General features: G+C 65.2%; 13 protein-coding genes and 1 pseudogene. 6 read left to right on the plus strand and 8 right to left on the minus strand.

Annotated elements, in window-relative coordinates; translation table 11 throughout:
- Nucleotides 1–5: 5 nt before the first annotated feature.
- Entirely contained in the window at nt 6–1,502 is a 1,497-nt protein-coding gene (sufB, locus tag E2I15_RS08080) for a Fe-S cluster assembly protein SufB (protein ID WP_018271445.1), read from the minus strand.
- 94 nt (nt 1,503–1,596) lie between these two features.
- Nucleotides 1,597–2,754 carry a cysteine desulfurase family protein gene (locus E2I15_RS08085; RefSeq protein WP_137483994.1) on the minus strand — a complete coding sequence of 386 codons (1,158 nt, stop codon included), beginning with the start codon at nt 2,752–2,754 and terminating at the stop codon, nt 1,597–1,599.
- A gap of 459 nt (nt 2,755–3,213) precedes the next feature.
- On the opposite strand from E2I15_RS08085, the gene E2I15_RS08090 reads away from it, so the two are divergent.
- Nucleotides 3,214–3,861 carry an alpha/beta hydrolase gene (locus E2I15_RS08090; RefSeq protein ID WP_016843213.1) on the plus strand — a complete coding sequence of 216 codons (648 nt, stop codon included), beginning with the start codon at nt 3,214–3,216 and terminating at the stop codon, nt 3,859–3,861.
- A gap of 106 nt (nt 3,862–3,967) precedes the next feature.
- On the opposite strand, the gene E2I15_RS08095 is transcribed toward E2I15_RS08090, so the two are convergent.
- The 3 genes from E2I15_RS08095 to E2I15_RS08105 all read right to left on the minus strand — a co-directional run bounded on the left by E2I15_RS08095 (nt 3,968) and on the right by E2I15_RS08105 (nt 6,166).
- The gene (locus E2I15_RS08095) at nt 3,968–4,297 is read right to left on the minus strand and encodes a DMT family transporter (RefSeq protein ID WP_137483995.1); all 330 of its coding nucleotides are present in this window, start codon (nt 4,295–4,297) and stop codon (nt 3,968–3,970) included.
- A gap of 5 nt (nt 4,298–4,302) precedes the next feature.
- The gene (locus E2I15_RS08100) at nt 4,303–4,980 is read right to left on the minus strand and encodes a glutathione S-transferase family protein (RefSeq protein WP_137483996.1); all 678 of its coding nucleotides are present in this window, start codon (nt 4,978–4,980) and stop codon (nt 4,303–4,305) included.
- An 82-nt stretch (nt 4,981–5,062) separates the two neighbouring features.
- Nucleotides 5,063–6,166 (minus strand): anhydro-N-acetylmuramic acid kinase, encoded by a 1,104-nt coding sequence (locus E2I15_RS08105; protein ID WP_137483997.1) that lies wholly within the window; start codon nt 6,164–6,166, stop codon nt 5,063–5,065.
- Nucleotides 6,167–6,317: 151 nt separating this feature from the next.
- Between E2I15_RS08105 and tyrS the strand changes: the two genes are divergently transcribed.
- The 3 genes from tyrS (at nt 6,318) to E2I15_RS08120 (ending at nt 10,731) form a co-directional block, all read left to right on the plus strand.
- A complete protein-coding gene (gene tyrS, locus E2I15_RS08110; RefSeq protein WP_137483998.1) occupies nt 6,318–7,571 on the plus strand; it encodes a tyrosine--tRNA ligase in 1,254 nt (417 codons plus the stop codon).
- A gap of 113 nt (nt 7,572–7,684) precedes the next feature.
- Nucleotides 7,685–8,935: an MFS transporter gene (locus tag E2I15_RS08115; protein ID WP_137483999.1), complete on the plus strand. Its 1,251-nt coding sequence runs from the start codon at nt 7,685–7,687 to the stop codon at nt 8,933–8,935.
- Nucleotides 8,936–9,138: 203 nt separating this feature from the next.
- Nucleotides 9,139–10,731 (plus strand): alkaline phosphatase family protein, encoded by a 1,593-nt coding sequence (locus E2I15_RS08120; RefSeq protein WP_137484000.1) that lies wholly within the window; start codon nt 9,139–9,141, stop codon nt 10,729–10,731.
- 146 nt (nt 10,732–10,877) lie between these two features.
- On the opposite strand, the gene E2I15_RS08125 is transcribed toward E2I15_RS08120, so the two are convergent.
- Complete coding sequence (locus tag E2I15_RS08125; protein ID WP_137484001.1) at nt 10,878–14,579, minus strand: YhdP family protein; 3,702 nt, start codon at nt 14,577–14,579, stop codon at nt 10,878–10,880.
- A gap of 228 nt (nt 14,580–14,807) precedes the next feature.
- Here E2I15_RS08125 and E2I15_RS08130 point away from each other — a divergent pair, with 228 nt between their 5' ends.
- Together E2I15_RS08130 and E2I15_RS08135 are read left to right on the plus strand one after the other, a co-directional pair.
- Nucleotides 14,808–15,539: a peroxiredoxin gene (locus E2I15_RS08130; protein WP_155262270.1), complete on the plus strand. Its 732-nt coding sequence runs from the start codon at nt 14,808–14,810 to the stop codon at nt 15,537–15,539.
- A 100-nt stretch (nt 15,540–15,639) separates the two neighbouring features.
- A complete protein-coding gene (locus E2I15_RS08135) occupies nt 15,640–17,010 on the plus strand; it encodes a M23 family metallopeptidase (protein ID WP_137484004.1) in 1,371 nt (456 codons plus the stop codon).
- A 70-nt stretch (nt 17,011–17,080) separates the two neighbouring features.
- Here the strand turns inward: E2I15_RS08135 and E2I15_RS08140 are convergent, their stop codons facing one another.
- Both E2I15_RS08140 and E2I15_RS08145 read right to left on the minus strand, forming a co-directional pair.
- Nucleotides 17,081–18,274 carry a DUF5666 domain-containing protein gene (locus tag E2I15_RS08140; protein ID WP_137484005.1) on the minus strand — a complete coding sequence of 398 codons (1,194 nt, stop codon included), beginning with the start codon at nt 18,272–18,274 and terminating at the stop codon, nt 17,081–17,083.
- Nucleotides 18,271–18,552 (minus strand): annotated as a pseudogene (locus E2I15_RS08145) (DUF6502 family protein); the annotation flags it as partial. The gene E2I15_RS08140 and the pseudogene E2I15_RS08145, both read right to left, overlap by 4 nt.

Below are 18,552 nucleotides of genomic sequence, written 5' to 3' on the forward strand. Positions count from 1 at the left end.
ATGGATTAGCCAACCGAACCTTCAAGGCTGATCGAGATCAGCTTCTGCGCTTCCACCGCGAACTCCATCGGCAGTTGCTGCAGCACGTCCTTCACGAAACCGTTGACGACGAGGCCGACGGCTTCTTCCTGCGAGAGCCCGCGCTGGATGCAGTAGAACAGCACGTCCTCGGAAATCTTCGACGTCGTCGCTTCATGCTCGAACGTCGCCGAGGAATTCTTGGCCTCGACATAGGGCACGGTGTGCGCGCCGCATTTGTCGCCGATCAGAAGCGAGTCGCAGGCGGTGTAGTTGCGCGCGCCGGTGGCCTTGCGATGGGCGCTGACCAGACCGCGATAGGTGTTCTGCGACTTGCCGGCGGCGATGCCCTTGGAGATGATCCGGCTCGACGTGTTCTTGCCGAGATGGATCATCTTGGTGCCGCTATCGACCTGCTGGAAACCGTTCGAGATTGCGATCGAGTAGAACTCGCCGCTCGAATTGTCGCCGCGCAGGATGCAGCTCGGATATTTCCAGGTGATCGCCGAACCAGTCTCGACCTGGGTCCAGGAGATCTTGGAGTTCTTGCCGCGGCAGTCGCCACGCTTGGTGACGAAATTGTAGATGCCGCCCTTGCCTTCCGAATTGCCCGGGTACCAGTTCTGCACCGTCGAATACTTGATCTCGGCGTCGTCGAGCGTGACGAGTTCGACCACGGCGGCGTGCAGCTGGTTCTCGTCGCGCTGCGGCGCGGTGCAGCCTTCGAGATAGGAGACGTAGGAGCCCTTGTCGGCGATGATCAGCGTGCGCTCGAACTGGCCGGTGTTGCGCTCATTGATGCGGAAATAGGTCGACAGCTCCATCGGGCAGCGCACGCCCGGCGGCACGTAGACGAACGAGCCGTCGGAGAAGACAGCCGAATTCAATGTCGCAAAGTAATTGTCCGAGGTCGGCACCACGGTGCCGAGATATTTCTGCACCAGTTCGGGATGCTCGCGTATCGCCTCCGAGATCGGCATGAAGATCACGCCGGCCGCCTTCAGCTCCTTCTGGAAGGTAGTCGCCACCGAAACCGAATCGAACACGGCGTCGACCGCGATCTTGCGGTTCGGCGTCTGCTCGCCACCGGGCGGCGGCTCGACGCCCTCGAGGATCGCGACCTCGCGCAGGGGGATGCCGAGCTTCTCGTAGGTCTTGAGGATTTCCGGATCGATCTCGTCGATCGAGGACAGCGTCTTCTTCGGCTTCGGCGCCGCGTAGTAGTAGATGTCCTGGTAGTCGATCTTCGGATAGTCGACGCGCGCCCAGGTCGGCTCGGTCATGGTCAGCCAGCGGCGATACGCCTCCAGGCGCCATTCCAGCATCCAGGCCGGTTCATTCTTCTTTGCGGAGATGAAGCGGACGGTGTCTTCCGACAGCCCCTTCGGGGCCTTGTCGGACTCGATCAGCGTCTCAAACCCATATCGATACTGGTCGACGTCGATGCGCCGGACGCGCTCGACCGTCTCTTGTACAGCAGGCATTCAATCCTCCGCTCGCGGTTTCAAGGACCGCGGTGGATATCAAGTTCCGAAAGTCTCTTACGATGCTTTGAAGACGAAATCCGCTTAGAACAGTTCAAGCTGTGTTTCGTCGTTCCCCCTTAACTAAGGTATCGGCGAGCTTTCGCCAAGCCTTGAGGGTCAAATCCACGTCTGTCTCCGTGGTAGACCAGCCAAGACTGAGCCGCACCGCTCCCCGGGACACCCCTGAGCGGTATCCCATTGCCTCCAGCACGTGGGACGGCTGGACCTTGCCCGACGAGCAGGCGGAACCGGACGACACCGCGATTCCCCCAAGGTCGAACCCGATCACCGCCGTCTCAGCCTTCATTCCGGGCGCCGTGAACAGGACGGTATTAGGCAACCGCTTGACGTCATCGGAGAACACCAGCACGTCCGGCGTCTGCCGCAGCCCGTGCTCCAGCCGATCGCGCAGCCCCCTGACGCGCGCCGCGTCTCCCTTCAGCGCCGCCATCGCGGCCTTGGCGGCCGCACCGAACCCGGCGATGCCGGCGATGTTCTCGGTCCCTGCCCGCCGCCCGAACTCCTGCCCGCCGCCGCGCAGAAACGCCTCCAGGCCCTCGACGCCCTCGGCGAGCACCAGCGCGCCTGCGCCCTTCGGTCCGCCGATCTTGTGTGCCGACAGAGTCACCAGGTCGGCCTGCGTCGAGGCCAGATCGAACGAGATTTTGCCGAACGCCTGGATCGCGTCGACATGCAGCAGCCCGCCAGCCGCATGGACGATTGCGGCGACATCAGCCACCGGCTGGATGGCACCGGTCTCGTTGTTCGCCAGCATCACCGAGACCAGCGCCGGCGGACCATCGGCCAGCAGCGCGCGCAGATGGTTGAGATCGATCACACCGGCACGCGTGACATGGATTGCGGCGGTCGCCTCCGTCGCAAACCGACCGCCCGCGAGCACGGACGCGTGCTCGATCGCCGACACCAGCAGCCGCTGCACCGGCGCGCCCGCAGCGCGGCGCAATCCCGGCGTCAGCGCGAGCGCATTGGCTTCGGTCCCGCCGGAGAGAAACACCACGTCCTGCGGCCGGCCGCCGACCGCCTTCGCCACGGCATTGCGGGCATCCTCAACCAGCCGTCGCGCCCGCCGCCCCTCGCTGTGCACCGAGGACGGGTTGCCGATCAATTCCCACGCCGCAGCCATCGCTGCCTTCGCCTCCTGGCGAAGCGGCGTGGTGGCATTCCAGTCGAGATAAACGCGATCGGCCATGGAGCTATCCGCAGCAACCATCGTGGTTGCGGCCTTCACTGCGACATAACGACAGTTGACGACCCAGACCAGATCAGACGTCCCCGGCACGGGAGATTTTTCACGCGCGGCGGGGAGCCTTGCTGCCGCCAGACACGGCGTTCGCGGTCCTTGAGCGCGATAGCATTATGACAGACTGAAACTTCAGGTAACCTTCGAAGCAATCCGGCGTGTCGATCCGGATCGCCGCCGCCGCGCCGGCAACGCGCGCAACGCGACGCGGATTCGCGGCCGCCAAGCGGCACAATTTCCTTGATTTTTGCCCCTTGCGTCATGCTAGAAGGCCTCCAGCGTGCCGCGCGGCGGTGCCTGCGCCGATTTCATCACGAGCTGCTCTGTTCGCGAACCGTCGCTGAAGATGGCTCCAACCGGTTGATTGATCGACGTCAATCAAGGGAACGCGTCAATCAAGGGAACACAATGCCTGAAGTCATTTTCACCGGCCCTGCTGGCCGTCTCGAGGGCCGCTACCACCCGGCCAAGCAGAAGAACGCGCCGATTGCGATGATCCTGCATCCGCATCCGCAGTTCCACGGCACGATGAACCACCAGATCGTCTATCAGTGCTACTACGCGTTCGCGCATCGCGGCTTCTCGGTGTTGCGCTTCAACTTCCGTGGCGTCGGCCGCAGCCAGGGCTCGTTCGATCACGGCACCGGCGAATTGTCCGACGCCGCGAGCGCCCTCGACTGGGCGCAGGCGATCAATCCGGAAGCGCGCGCCTGCTGGGTTGCAGGCTTCTCGTTCGGCGCTTGGATCGGCATGCAGCTTCTGATGCGCCGGCCGGAGGTCGAGGGATTCATTTCGATCGCGCCGCCCGCCAATCTCTACGACTTCTCGTTCCTCGCGCCCTGCCCGTCATCGGGCCTGATCGTGCACGGCGACAAGGATGCCGTGGTGCCGCCCAAGGACGTCAACACGCTGGTCGAGAAGCTGAAGACGCAGAAGGGCATCGTGATCGACCAGCAGGTCATTCCCGGCGCCAACCACTTCTTCGACGGCAAGCTCGAGCCGCTGATGGAGACGGTGACCGGCTATCTCGACATGCGTCTCGCCAACGTGCGCTGACGGCGCCTGCTTCGTAGCCCGGATGGAGCGCAGCGAAATCCGGGATTGCTGCCGCGGATAGAATTCCCCGGATTGCGCTGCGCTCCATCCGGGCTACGGCGCTGACTTACTCCGGTGCGAATTTCAACGCGGCGATGCCGACCAAGACCAGTGCAATCCCCGCGACTTTCATCGGGTTGACCGCCTCGTTGAACAGCAGCACGCCCATGGCCAGCGTGCCCGCCGCGCCGATGCCGGTCCACACCGTGTAGGCGACGCCGACGCCGAGCACCTGCAGCGCGCGTCCGAGCAGGAACACGAACGCGGCGAGCAGCAGCAGCGAGACCAGCGTCCAGCCGAGTCGCGTATAGCCTTCGGCATATTTCATCGAGATCGCCCAGCCGACGTCCAGCAAGCCGGCGACGACGAGCGCGATCCACGCAACCGAGTGCGACATGGCTCTTACGCGGCAAGCTTCAGCATATGCGCGCGGTGGCCGACCAGGAACGCGTGCAGCAGCGCCGGATAGTCAGGCGACACGGCACTGCGTACGCTCGGCCGCTGTGCCAGCGCGCTGCGCCAGGCGCGAAGTTTTGGCGTGTGTGTGAACACCGCGAGATCGGTCAGTTGGTCGAACAAATCGAAATAGCGGAAGATCGGCGCGAAGACCGCATCCACCAGACTGAAATTCTGGCCGGCGAAGAACGGACCGGCGCCGAGCGCAGCCTCGACGCGCGCGAATTTTGCGGCGACCGCCTGCCGCTTGCTCTCGAAGGCCGCCGCATCGGTTGCGGTCTCGAGCCCCCAGAGGTCGCCGAGAATGGCCGAGCCGAACTCCATCCAGGCGCGATGCTCAGCGCGCGTGAGCGCGTCCTCGGGGTGCAGCTTGGCGCCGGCCTGTGTCTCCTCGATGTACTCGCAGATCACGTTGCTCTCGAACAGCGCGACCTCCTTGCCGTCGTCGCGCGTCACCACCAGCACCGGCACCTTGCCGAGCGGCGAGATCTTCAGGAACCAGTCCGGCTTGTTGGCGAGATCGATGTCGACCCGCTCGAACGGCACGCCCTTTTCACGCAGCGCGATCACCGCGCGTTGCACATAGGGGCAGAGCTTGTGGCTGATCAGTTTCAGGGCGGCCATGACGAACCTCGCGTTCAATGCAACTGCATCGATTTAAATGCAACGGCATGGAACTGTCAAGGTAGATGCATTTGCATCTAAATCACGGTCGCGCGATAATGCCCCCGGTCATCGGGATCGGCACCCCCGTGGTGGCGGGGTAGCTCAGCGGCAGGCCCTTCATGCCGCGCGCGGCGAGGAAGCCGAAGGCCTGCGCCTCGATCGCATCCGCCGCCCAGCCGAGCGCCTCGGCCGGCTCGACGGTCGCCGGCGCCAGCCGCTCGCGCAGCATCCGCAGCATCGTGAGATTTGACGCGCCGCCGCCGCAGATGATCCAGCTTTTCGGCCGTTTCGGCAGCAGCGGCACGACGCGAGCGATGGCCGCGGCAGTGAAGGCGGTCAGCGTCGCGGCGCCATCGGCCGGCGCCACGGCGCCGAGCTTGAGGCTGGCGAAGTCGTTGCGGTCGAGCGATTTCGGCGGCGGCAGCGCAAAGAACGGCAGCTTCAACGCCTGCGCGATCCAGGCCTCGTCCGGTTTGCCCAGCGCGGCGAACTTGCCGGCGGTGTCGAACGGCTGGTGCATCTGGCGGAACATGAAGTCGTCTAGCAGCGCATTGCCCGGCCCGGTGTCGCAGGCGATCAGCGTGTCCGTGCCGTCGATATAGGTGATGTTGGAGACGCCACCGATATTGACCACGACGATCGGCCCCTCGCGGTTCAGCGATTGCACCAGCGCGCGATGGTAGACCGGCACGAACGGCGCGCCCTGCCCGCCGGCCTCGACGTCGGCGGCGCGGAAATCGTGCATCACCGGAATGTGGATCACCTTGGCGAGCGCCAGGGCATCGCCGATCTGCACCGTCAACCTGCGCTCGGGGCGATGCAGGACGGTCTGGCCGTGGAACCCGACGATGTCGATATCCTGGGCCGAGATCCGGTGCTGCGCCGTGAAGCTGGCGACCGCCTCGGCATGGGCCGTGGTGACGGCCTGCTCGGCCTGACGCAAAATCCCCGGCCGGGCGTCGCGCTGCGACAGATGAACCGCCTCCGTCAGCGCCTGGCGCAGCAGGCTGCGCTCGCCTTCGGTATAAGGCCGATAGCCCGAGGGTCCGAAGGCCTTGATCTGACGGCCGTCGGTCTCGATCAATGCCACGTCGACCCCGTCGAGCGAGGTGCCGCTCATCAGACCGAGTGCCGTTAACATCATCGTGGAAGCGCCCCAGCCGGGAACCCCCGGCTTGTCTCAAACAAGTACATCCTATAATGCCACTGCGCGTCCGCCTGCGGCAGCCTCAGCGCCAAGGTTCCGCAAATAGATGCAAAAACCGTAAAAACAGAATGAGCTGGCTGGCCGACAAATGACTGCATTTAAATCGGATTTCCTGAACACTTTACAGGAACGCGGCTTCGTCCACCAGTGCTCCGATTTCGAGGGCCTCGACGCGCTTGCCGCGAAGGGCCAGGCGACCGCCTATGTCGGCTATGACTGCACCGCGCCGTCGCTGCACATCGGCAACTTCCTGACCATGATGATGCTGTACTGGCTGCAGCAGAGCGGCAACAAGCCGATCACGCTGATGGGCGGCGGCACCACGATGGTCGGCGACCCCTCCGGCAAGGACGAGACGCGCGCAATGCGCACGGTTGCGGAGATCGAAGCCAACAAGGCCTCGATCCGCGGCGTGTTCGCCAAGGTGCTGCGCTATGGCGACGGGCCTTCCGACGCCATCATGCTCGACAACGCCGAGTGGCTGACCAAATTGAACTGGATCGAGATGCTGCGCGACATCGGCCGGCACTTCTCGGTCAACCGTATGCTGACCATGGACTCGGTGCGGCTCCGGCTCGAACGCGAGCAGGAGATGAGCTTCATCGAGTTCAACTACATGGTCTGCCAGGCCTACGATTTCGTCGAGCTGTCGCGCCGTGCCGGCTGCCGGCTGCAGATGGGCGGCTCCGACCAGTGGGGCAATATCGTCAACGGCGTCGATCTCGGCCGCCGCATGGGCACGCCGCAACTGTTTGCGCTGACCACGCCGTTGCTCACCACCGCCTCCGGCGACAAGATGGGCAAGACCGCCAAGGGCGCGGTGTGGCTCAATGCCGACCAGTTCTCGCCCTACGATTTCTGGCAGTACTGGCGCAATGTCGAGGACGCCGACGTCGTCAAGTTCCTCAAGCTGTTCACCATCCTGCCGATGAGCGAGATCAGCAAGCTTGCAGCCCTGTCCGGCGGCGAGATCAACGAGGCCAAGAAGGTGCTGGCGACGGAAGCGACCGCCCTGCTCCATGGCCGCGATGCAGCGAACGAAGCCGCCGAGACCGCGCGCCGCACCTTCGAGGAAGGTGCGCTGGCCGAAACCTTGCCGACGGTGGAAATTCCGCGCGGCGAATTTGAAGCCGGCGTCGGCGTGCTCGTCGCCTTCGTCAAGGCCGAGCTCGTCGCTTCCAACGGCGAAGCGCGCCGGCAGATCAAGGGCGGCGGCCTTCGCGTCAACGATGACGCCGTGACCGACGAGAAGATGCTGCTGACTTCGGCCAATCTCACGCCGGAAGGCGTGGTGAAACTGTCGCTCGGCAAGAAGCGCCACGTCCTGCTGAAGCCTGCATAGGCGCATTCGCATTTGTCGGTTGCAGGGAGTGCGGAAAGCGCGCTCCCTGCCTGAGCGCGATCAGCAAAAGTGGACTTCCGGTTTTGCGTCCGATCGCGCTCGAAAAGAATGCGATGGACCAGCAGACCACGCCTCCGAACGACACGCTTGCAGCGCCGGCGAAGCAGTCCCGCGTCGCGCTGAACGTGCTCGCGCTCTGCTTCGTGCTGTCGGTGCTCGGGCGCGGCCTTAGCGACAGCTTCACCGTTTTCCTGAAACCGATCTCGGAAAATTTCGGCTGGGACCGCGCCTCCGTGGTGTCGGTCTACTCGCTGACCTGGCTCGCCAGCGGCCTGACCGCGCCGCTGGTCGGGCGCCTGTTCGACCGCTCGGGTCCGCGCGTGGTCTATGCGCTGGGCCTGTCGCTGCTCGGTTGCGCATTCCTCGTCGCCTCGCGCGCGCAAGCGCTCTGGCAATTCCAGCTCAGCGTCGGCCTCTGCGTCGGTTTCGGCACCGCGCTGATCGGCAATGTGTCGAATTCGATCCTGCTCGGCCGCTGGTTCGGACCACGCCTGCCGACCGCGATGGCCGTGATGTATTCGGCGACCGGCGCCGGCCTGTTGCTGCTGTTGCCGCTGTCGCAGGTTCTGATCGACCGGATCGGCTGGCGCGAGGCCTATCAGGTGTTCGGCATCGGCGCGCTCTGCCTGCTTGTTCCGCTGGTCTTTCTGCCGTGGCGGCTGCTCGCCGGCGGATCGCCGCAGATCGTCCGGAAGGCGGAAAGCAGTCTGGCCGACGAAGGCTGGACACTGCTCAGCGCGATGCGCCACCACGCCTTCTGGGCGCTGTTCTCCACCTTCTTCTTCACCGCGATCGCGATGTATGCGCTGACGGCGCAGATCGTCGCCTATTTGATCGATGTCGGCTTCCCGCCGCTACAGGCGGCAACCGCCTGGGGCTTCTCCGGCGTCGCGCTGTTCGTCGGCATGCTCGGCGTCTCCACGCTCGACGGCATCATCGGCCGCCGGCCCTCGGTGCTGTTCAGCTACGGCGTCTCGATCATCGGCATCATCCTGCTCTGGCTGCTGCAGTGGTATCCGAACTACTGGCTGCTGACCGGCTTCATCATCTGCTTCGGCAGCATGATCGGCTCGCGCGGTCCGCTGATCACGGCGACCGCGCTGAAGATTTTCCGCGGCGAGCGCGTCGGCACGATCTACGGCACCATCATGATCGGCAGCGGTCTGGGCTCCGGCCTCGGCTCATGGGGCGGCGGCCTGATTCACGACTGGACCCACAGCTACAATCCGCTGATCGCCTTCGCGCTGGTCAATGTGGTGCTCGGCCTGATCCCGTTCCTGGTGGTGCCGGCGCTGCGGCGCTGAGCCGGGCACCAGCGAACCCAGCGCACCATTTGCGAGCGGACTGTTACGGGCATGCGAACGAGATGTGACGGCGGAGCGCGCTCGCAGGGCAGCAATGACCGCGCTAACGGGATCGTTATGACATCATCATTGCGATTTCACATCCCTGTCGTGTTCGCAGCGGTATCCAAGGACGCCAGTTTCTCAACGGGAGGGCGTCAAACATGAATAGATTCGGAAAGCTCGCGATTGCGGTATTGCTCGGCTCGACCGCGCTCAGCGCGACCGCACGCTCCGACGATGACGATCATCGCGCCATCGAGCATGTTCTTCTGATCAGCGTCGACGGCATGCACGAGATCGACCTGCAGCGTTATGTCAAAGGACACCCGACATCGACCTTCGCAAAACTGCTGAGGCACGGCGTGCATTACACCAATGCGCACACCTCGCACCCGTCGGATTCCTTTCCGGGGCTGCTGGCACTCATGACCGGCGCCTCGCCGAAGACGCACGGCGTCTTTTACGACGACACCTACGACCAGACGCTGTTTCCGCCCGGCAGCAACTGCCAGGGCAAGCCAGGTACCGAAGCCACATATTTCGAAGCGCTCGATTACGATCTGAGCAAGCTCGACGGCGGTGGTGCGGCCAATTCCGACCACATCAATCCAGCCAACCTGCCGCTGCGCAAGGTCGGCGGCGCTTGCCTGCCGGTCTATCCGCACGCCTACCTGAAGAACGACACCACGACGATCATGGAAGTGATCCACGAGGCTGGCCTGCGCACGGCCTGGTCGGACAAGCACCCGGCCTATGAGATCATCAGCGGCCCCTCCGGCAAGGGCCTCGACGAGCTCTATGCGCCCGAGATCAATTCGACGACCGTGCTTGCCACTGCACCCGAATTGATCCCGACGCCCAAGGCGAGTGACGATTGGACCGTGAACCCGGTCTACACCCGCTACTACGACAATCTGAAGGTCACCGCAGTCCTGAACTGGATCAAGGGCCTTGACCATACCGGGACAAAGACCGTCGGCGTGCCCGCGATCCTGGGCATGAACTTCCAGGCCGTCAGCGTCGGACAGAAAGTCACCGCCGACGGCTACACGGATGCGAACGGCACACCGAGCGCGGAGCTCGAATTGTCGCTCGAGTTCGTCGACAGCTCGCTCGGCCAGATCCTTGAACAGCTCGACAAGCAGCATCTCACGAAGAATACCCTGGTCGTCGTCGGTGCGAAGCATGGCCAGTCACCGATCGACGTGAGCCAGCTTCACATGCTGAAGGGCTCTACCAATCCGCGGCTGCCAATGGGCCATGCCGACGTCGTCGACCCGGTCGACCTCTTGACCGCCGGCGGCGTGAAGGTAGCGCAGGAGACCGCCGACGACGTTTCGCTGATCTGGCTGGCCGATCAGACCCAGGCCAGCAAGGCCGTCGGCATCCTCGAGACCGACAGGGTTCTGCTGAACCAGGCCCGGATCGAGAAGATCTATGCCGGCGACGAGCTGAGTGACAAATTCGGCAACCCGGCCCAGGGCCGCACGCCCGACATCATCATCCAGCCGCTCCATGGCACGATCTACAGCGGCAGCGCGAAGAAGGTCTCCGAGCATGGCGGCTTCACCGACGACGACACCCACGTCCTGCTGGTCGTCGCCAACCCGGGCTTCGAAGGCGCGGTGGTGGATGACAAGGTCGAGAACAAGCAGGTCGCACCGACGATTCTGCGCGCACTTCACCTCAACCCCAACAGACTGACGGGCGCCCGCGCGGAGCACACCGCCGCCCTGCCCGGTTTCGACCGCTGAGCCGGACGACTGCGGTGAAGAGCTGAGATCAGCGGCGCCTGATTCAATCGGGCGCCGCTCTTCTTTGCCGTCGTTCAGGGGCGCTCAGGCTTCCGGCTTGACGTATTTTCCGTGCGCGAGCCGTCGACCCCCTCGCTCGAAACGCGTCAGTTGTTCGTCGGCGGCAGGTCGTTCGGGCCGTACTGCTTGAACTCGAAGATCTTCCGCGTCAGGCCGGGCGCCAGCGCGGAGATCGGGTTGACGCGCAGCACCGGCGCGCTCGGCGTGCCCACCACTTCATAGGTCACGCCGATCAGGCCTTCATTGCTGCCGGCGCCGAGGAAAATCCCGAAGAACGGGATCTGGCCGAACATGTTGTTCAATCCGTACATCGGAATGAAGGTGCCGTTCATCCGCACCTGGTTGCCGATATAGTCGATGCTGCCTTCGATGGTCGCGCCGATGGTCGGTCCCTTGACCACGCCGTTGCGGATCGAAAGCTGGCCGCTCTGGCGCGTGAATTCGGCGCGCAGCGCGTCGAAGCCGATGCCGTTCTGGGTGCTGACCGGCCCGCCGGCAACGGCGCGGTCGAGCTGGGTCTCGCCCTTCACCGAGAAGCCGGTGATATTGATGAGCCCTTCTCTCGGGCTCGGCTCCGGGATCGGCGGCTCCATCGCCAGCGTAAGCTGGCCGCCGACCACCTTCGAATAGGTGTCGATGAAGCGCAGGAACGCACCGGCGTCGCTGGTCTGCAGATAGATCACCTCGCGGCCCTGCTGGCGTCCGCGCATATCGACCGTGACGGGGGTATCGCGACCGACCTTGCCGCTCAGCGTGAACGCCTTGAAGAACCCGTTGCGGCGCGAGACCTTGGCGTCGACGCTGCGCAGCGCTTCGCCGTTGAATCCTGCGACCGCGCCGAGCTTCAGATCGACATCGAAATCGGTGGTCCTGGTCTTGCTCTTGGGATCGCTGTCGCGGCCGGAGATCGCCGACTTCAGGAAGCCCCGGCCGTCGAATACGTCGCCACGCATCGTCACCTTGATCACGCCGTCGGGACCGCGATCGGCCCGCAGCGAAGTCTTGTCGCCTTCCGACGGCGCGTAGGTCGGGAAGTACGCATTCATGAGGTCGCCGTTCTGGTCGACCTCGAGCGCCCCCTTGATCGACACGCCGGCGCCGTCGATCGAGATATCCTCAAACCTGGTCGATTGACCCTTCGGCACCACGTTGAAGGTTGCCTTGCCGGCCCGGCCCTGCGCCTTGACCCAGCCCGGAAGAATGTTGTCGAGCTTGAGCTGGGTCAGGTCGGCTTCGACGCCCATCTTGGTGGTGGGGTTGTCGCCGCTGCCGATCTTGCCGCTCAGCTTGATCGGGATCGCGCCCGAGACCGCGGGACCGAGATCGAGCCCGAGGCGCGCGCGGCTCGCATCGTCCAGCGTCGCCTGCAGCTTGACGTCGGCATCGCCCTCAGCCGGCTTGCGGTAGTCGAGCGAGGCCGCCTGCCCGTTGATCTTGACGTCGCCCTTGACCTGGAAGCCGGCATTGCTGGCGATCACCTTCAGCGCGTTGGCTTCGAGCTTCTGGTTCATCACCAGCTTGTCGACGGCAACGCCGGAGATGTCGGCCGTGACCGAGTAGAGCGTATCGGCCTTGGTCAGTTCGCCCTTCACCGGCATGCCGAGATTGATCGTTGCGGTGACGTTGCCCTTGCTGGCATTGGGATCGATCGGCGGACCGGAGAGGTCGCTGAGCCGGTCGGACGCGAGGATTTCGGCGGCGGCCGGCACCGGACAGTCGACCCGGAACTTGACCTTCGACGGCGACGGCTTCGGCGCCATGTCCGGCACCTCGAAGCTGAAGTCCGACAGCGTGATCTTGCGGCCCGCAGGCGTGTCGGCAATGCCCTGGTTGATGGTCACGGTCGCGGTGCGGCCGGTCACCCTGGCCTTCAGATCCGCGTCATGCACCGCGGGCATCTGGTCCACCGGACGCACCGTGACACCCGAGGCGACAATGTTGACCGAGAGGCCGTCATCCGGGATCGGCGGTCCCTTGCGCGACAGGTTGTGCACCGGCGAATTGACGCCGACATCGATACGCTGGAGCGTGCCGCGGTCGATCCGCTCGAGCACCCATTCGCGCACCTCGGGCACGATGATGACCGGCCACATCCGTTTCAGGGCCGAGGCCGACATCGGCGTGCCGGCGAATCCGAGTTGCAGCCGCGGCTCGCCGGAATAGTCGATGCTGCCGGTTCCAGCGACGCCGATCTCGCCATTGGAGATGTCGGCCTGGGTCAGCAGCACGCGCTTCTTGTCGGTGTCGAACCGGAAGCCGATGTTGATGCGATTGAAGATCAACGGCGGTTCGTTCTTGTCGGCGCCGGCCAGCACGATGGTGCCGCCCGACAGGCCGGCCTGCCAGTCGGTGACGTTGTCGTTCGGCGGCTCGATATGGCCGAGCAGCGTGATGCGGTTGGCGCCCGAGATGACCTTGATCGGCGCCAGCAGCACGCGGCGGCCCGAATCCCATTCGACACTCATCTCGGCCGAATCGACCGGCATCGGGTAGTCGGGCGTGTCGGTGTCGATGATGTTGCCGGCACCGACATTGATCTTGCCGCGGAAATAGGTCGGCAGGCCGTCGCGGCCGAGTTCGCCCTTCATCTCGCCCGACAGCGGCAGGTCGGCGGTGTAGGTCAGATCCTTGGTTCGGAGCGCGAGCAGGATGTTCCGGGTGGAAACCTTGTCGGCCTTGATGTCGACCGAGCGTACGCCGTTCTGCTGCGGCCCGACCAGCACGCGCACCGACCAGGGTTTCGCGCCCTCCTCGCCGAAGCTGAGCGCAACGCCGCCGCCGCTCGGGCGCCGCAGGCTGAGGCTGATGTTCTCGAAGCTCCATTTATTGCCGCGCTGCTGATCGTCGACGACGAGATTGCCGTTCTTCAGGCCGATCTCGTTGAGGTTCTGACCATCGAGGCCGGTCATGCTGAGGCTGTCGAGCCAGTCGAGACCGGCGAGCAGCCCGCTCTGGGCCGAATCGGGTGACGCCGAGGGCTCGGCGGCAGCCGGCGGCGAGGCAACCGGCGGCGGCGGTGCCGCGGGTGTCGGCCGCGGGAATGTCGGCGGCATCCCCGCCTCCCGCTTGGAGGCAACGCCGGTGGCCAGCGGTTTAGCGGTGTCGCCGGCGGATACGGTGACATTGCCGTCGGGCGTGATGCGCACCGACAGTTCAGCATCGACCAGATTGAGGCTCTCCGCCCGCAATTGGCCCATCAGGAGCGCGGTGCCCGACAGGCGCACTTCGGCCTTGGGCGCGCTCGCAACCACCGCATGGTCGCGGTCGCGGACGATGATGTCGCGGATGCGCACCGCGATCCTGACGCGGCCGGCGCGCTCGATCTGCGTTCCACCGACCTCGACCGTGTTGCCGTGGCCGATATTCTCCTCGATCGCCGCGGCAAGCCACGGCGTCGCCATGTCGAGATTGATCGGGCCGGCGCCGAGCCGCCACCACAGCGCGCCGAAGCAGGTCGCGAACATCGCGACCAGCACCACGAGGACGAGGCCGATGCGACGGATCCAACGCTCGCCGTTCAGCGAGCGCTGCATGCCGGAGCAGAAATCGGTGAAGCGATGCAGGTTGGTGTTGGAACGCGCCAGCAATTGCCGCGCACGGTTGCCCGCCGCCTCATCCTGCTCGTCCCACGCAGCGTCGTCTTCCCATTGCGAGAAGTCAGCCCCGGCGCGCGGATTTGGACCCTGCGGCGACGTGTTCCTTGCCATTGCCTCTCGGTGCTGACGGCGAAGCTGATCGCCGCCATCGGGGCGCCCGTCGATGCGTATCGAGCGCTCCTGTGCCGGCATCGCCGCCTATCCTCGCCTAATCATGTTACTCGCCGATGGCCCCCAGAACGGACCAAACCAACCAATCAAAAGCCAATTCAGCAAGCGGACGGGTCACGCGTCGAATTCCTTGTCACCATACTCCGTGGCCATCAAACTTGCCCAGCGGCCGGCGCGAATCCGGCCGCCGCCAATAAGACCCGCAATACCCCAATGGTTGAGCTTCGGAAAGCGACGAAAGGAAGGCGTATGTCCAAGAAAACGCGCAAGAAATCCTCCAACACAACCGGAAAGCGGGTCACAACAAAGGTTGCGCGCGCCGCAAGCGCAAGCACTGGGAAGTCCGCGACGAAAACCCGCACAGCGGTTGCGAAGAAGGCAGCGGCCAAGAAAACAACTAAGAAAACGACAAAGGCAACGAAAGCAAAGACCGCAGCGGGTGTTCGAAGCAAAGCTTCGCACAAGGCGGCATCGAAACCGTTAAAGCGAGGGCCGACCGTGACCAACTCGTCCGCCATCACACTTGCCGAGGGCGCCACGGCGCCCGGCTTCGACCTGCCGCGCGACGGCGGGGACAGCGTTTCGCTGAAGGATTTTGCCGGCAAGAAGCTGGTGCTGTTCTTCTACCCCCGCGCCGACACCCCCGGCTGCACCAGGGAGGCGATCGATTTCACCCGGCTCAAAAGCGAGTTCGTCGCTGCGGGGACCGAAGTGGTCGGCATTTCCGCCGACACGGTTAAGGCGCAGGAGTCATTTCGAAACAAACACCAGCTGTCGGTGCCGCTGGTCTCCGATCCGGCCCACGAGATGCTGGAGGCGTATGGCGCCTGGGGCGAAAAATCCATGTATGGCAGGACCTTCATGGGAATTATTCGCACCACGGTTCTGGTCGATTCCAGTGGAAGAGTCGCCCGCATCTGGCGCCATGTGAAAGTCGACGGCCACGCCGAAGCGGTATTGGAGGCTGCCCGCGCGCTCTGACGGGACGAGTTCCGTTTCCTGAAAATTAACCATGACGGGCTCAAATCGGCCCCGCAAATTAGCCGTACGGAGCTTGGTCCGACCGGCCGCGGGAGTACCGATGTCGAGCCGGTCCGGTCATCACCAGGAACATCACAAACACCATCATCCGCAGGACCATGGCCGGACGCCGGCGCGCCGTCCGGCAGCCCATCACACCGCACCCGCTAAGGCGGCAGCGGTGGCCGCCTCCGGCGAGGGCTATACCCTGGTCCATGCCGGCAAGCAGGTCCGGTTCGGGCCGGTGGTGTTCTGGATCATCGTCGGCACCGTGGTGCTGCTCGGCATGTGGTCGGCAGCCACCGCGACCTATTTCGCGTTCCGCGACGACGTGCTGACCCGGCTGATCGCGCGCCAAGCCGAGATGCAATACGCCTATGAGGACCGCATCTCGGAGCTGCGCGCCAAGGTCGACCGCACCACCAGCCGCCAGCTGCTCGACCAGGAGCAGTTCGACCAAAAGCTCGACCAGATCATGAAGCGGCAGTCGACGCTGGAATCGCGCGCCACCGCGCTCGGCGCAATGCCCGACGTCACCAGCACCGGATCGATCAAGCCGCAGGGCCGGGCCGAGGCTGCGCCGTCCTCCGGCACGCTGAAACCCTCCCCGATCAGCGACACCGTGATCTTCGTGGCGCCGCCGGATCGCGAGGCACGGCTCGAATCGCGCGCGCCGCTGATCGCCAAGACGCAGCCGAACCAGTTCGCGAAGGCCCAGGGCGTCGACAACGTGCTGGTCCGCCTGCAGACCTCGCTTGACCAGGTCGAGCGGCGCCAGGTTGCCGCGCTCGCCTCGGTCGAGGACAGCATCGATTCCAAGGTGCGCCGGATGCGCGGCGTGATCTCCGATCTCGGTCTCAACATGGCGCAGCTCGAGGCGGCGACGCCGCGCTCCGGCATGGGCGGGCCCTTTGTCCCTGTGAAACTCTCTGCCGACGCCGGCGCGTTCGAACGCCAGCTCTATCGCATCAATATCAACCGCGCACAGATGCAGCGACTGAACCAGACGCTGGCGCTGGTGCCTTACCGCAAGCCCGTGGTCGGTGAAGTCGAATTCACCAGCGGCTTCGGCGTGCGCACCGATCCCTTCCTCGGCCGGCCGGCGATGCATACCGGCCTCGACTTCCGCGCGGCGCAAGGCGATCCGGTGCGTGTCACCGCCAACGGCAAGGTGGTGTCGGCCGGCTGGGCCGGCGGCTATGGCCGCATGGTCGAGGTCGATCACGGCAACGGCCTGTCGACGCGTTACGGTCATCTCTCCGAGATCGGCGTCAAGGTCGGCGAATACGTCAAGATCGGCCAGGTGATCGGCGCCGTCGGTTCGACCGGCCGCTCCACCGGTCCCCATCTGCACTACGAGACCCGCATCGACGGTGAAGCGGTCGATCCGCAGAAATTCCTCCGCGCCGGCGTCCGGCTCAGCGCGGGCTAGCTCAATCGCACAACGATCGATCTGAACATCGGCGCAAGCGGTCTCGCTTGCGCCGATCGCGTTTGTGGCCTTAGCGGCGGCCGCCGCCCCCCATGCCGCCGGGCGGTCCGCCGCCACCGAATCCACCGCCGGGTCCGAATGGTCTGCCACCGCCACCGGGACCGAACGGTCCGCCGGGCGGGCCGAAGCCACCGGGACCGGGGCCGGTCGGTCCACCACTCAGCGGATCAGGCGCAGGCCCGCCGCCTGGACCGCCGCCGCCTGGCGCGCCGCGGCCGCCAGGTCCCGATCCGTGACCCGGCCCGGATCCGCCGCCGCCGGGGCCACGGCCCGGCGTGCCCGGGCTCTTCACCGACGAGCCCGGGAACTTGCCGACCGACTGCACCGATTCGACGCGCAGCTCGCGCGGGCCCGACAACTGCGCGTTGAGGATGACGCGCGTGTCGGCCGCCGGGGAGAACCGCGAATGGTCGCGCGCGACAAAGCCGGAGCCGAGCTGCAGGTCATTGCCGACCCGCCGCACATAGGCCTCGATCAACAGCCGGTGCGCGCCGGCGAGATCGGAGAAATCGTCGGCGCGGCTGCGCGACACCTGCATCACGCCCTGCGCGACGTGCCCCTCGGCCTGCACGCGCTGACCGACCAGCGCCGCATCGACGCCGTCGAGCTTGAGCTCGCCGATCCGCAAGGCGCCGGCACGGTCGCGCTCGAGCGGCCCTGCGACGCGCGCGGTGGCGTCATGGCGCTCCTGCACCAGACTTGCGACGACGACGCCGTCGGTGCGGCGCAACCCGAACACGGCGACATGCGCGCCCACCTTCAGCCAGCTCTCGCGTCCGATCCAGGCCACCGTCTGGCCGAGCACCGTCAGCCCGCCCGGCTTCATTTGCTCGACCGGCCCGGTCACCTCGCTGGTTACATCGATGCGTTTGGTCGACAGCGTGCCGCCGCCATCGCGCTGCGCCACCACGCGCGCGAGCTGTCCGATCCGCAGCGCCTTGGCGCTCGTCGCCTCGCCGTCGATTCTGACCGGCACGTCGGGGGCATAGGCGACACGCTCGCCATTGACATAGATCGAGCCGAACCGCTGGATCACGCCGACGATGCCGGTGCCACCGATTCCCTGATCGGAACCGGTGATGCCGGTGCCGCCGATGCCCTGATCATTGCCGCGCTTCTTGACCTGCGCGCCCGCGAGCGACGTTCCGGCAAGCCAGAAGCCGACAAGCAGCACGCGGCGCGAAATGACCGGCGGGCGCTTCACGCCGCACCGCCTTCGTCGGCATCGTCATCGACCGGGCCGTCCGGACCCTCGCGATAGATGTAGATGCCGAAATTCCAGCGATAGTCGCCGCCCTTGTCTTTTGCCAGCGCGCGGTTGGCTTCGCGGTTGGCGACCTTCAGCGCCTCCATCGCGAGCTCGCGCGAGCGACCCTCGAGCCGTTTCGCCAGCTTCGCCGACAAGCCATCGTAATGCACCGCGCGCTCGAGGAAGCGCGGCGTGGCCGACGACACGTTGAGCTCGGCGGCCGCGACATGGTC

This window comes from Bradyrhizobium sp. BR2003 (assembly GCF_009720285.1).
Classification (GTDB): Bacteria; Pseudomonadota; Alphaproteobacteria; order Rhizobiales; family Xanthobacteraceae; genus Bradyrhizobium; species Bradyrhizobium elkanii.

Bases quoted from the DNA above. Each gene is read 5' to 3' on its own strand.
- E2I15_RS08135 (WP_137484004.1), top strand. From the start codon at position 15,640: ATGTCGAGCCGGTCCGGTCATCACCAGGAACATCACAAACACCATCAT.
- E2I15_RS08105 (WP_137483997.1), bottom strand. From the start codon at position 6,166: ATGATGTTAACGGCACTCGGTCTGATGAGCGGCACCTCGCTCGACGGG.
- tyrS (WP_137483998.1), top strand. From the start codon at position 6,318: ATGACTGCATTTAAATCGGATTTCCTGAACACTTTACAGGAACGCGGC.
- E2I15_RS08130 (WP_155262270.1), top strand. From the start codon at position 14,808: ATGTCCAAGAAAACGCGCAAGAAATCCTCCAACACAACCGGAAAGCGG.
- E2I15_RS08100 (WP_137483996.1), bottom strand. From the start codon at position 4,980: ATGGCCGCCCTGAAACTGATCAGCCACAAGCTCTGCCCCTATGTGCAA.
- E2I15_RS08095 (WP_137483995.1), bottom strand. From the start codon at position 4,297: ATGTCGCACTCGGTTGCGTGGATCGCGCTCGTCGTCGCCGGCTTGCTG.
- E2I15_RS08115 (WP_137483999.1), top strand. From the start codon at position 7,685: ATGGACCAGCAGACCACGCCTCCGAACGACACGCTTGCAGCGCCGGCG.
- E2I15_RS08125 (WP_137484001.1), bottom strand. From the start codon at position 14,579: ATGCCGGCACAGGAGCGCTCGATACGCATCGACGGGCGCCCCGATGGC.
- E2I15_RS08090 (WP_016843213.1), top strand. From the start codon at position 3,214: ATGCCTGAAGTCATTTTCACCGGCCCTGCTGGCCGTCTCGAGGGCCGC.
- E2I15_RS08085 (WP_137483994.1), bottom strand. From the start codon at position 2,754: ATGGCCGATCGCGTTTATCTCGACTGGAATGCCACCACGCCGCTTCGC.
- E2I15_RS08120 (WP_137484000.1), top strand. From the start codon at position 9,139: ATGAATAGATTCGGAAAGCTCGCGATTGCGGTATTGCTCGGCTCGACC.
- sufB (WP_018271445.1), bottom strand. From the start codon at position 1,502: ATGCCTGCTGTACAAGAGACGGTCGAGCGCGTCCGGCGCATCGACGTC.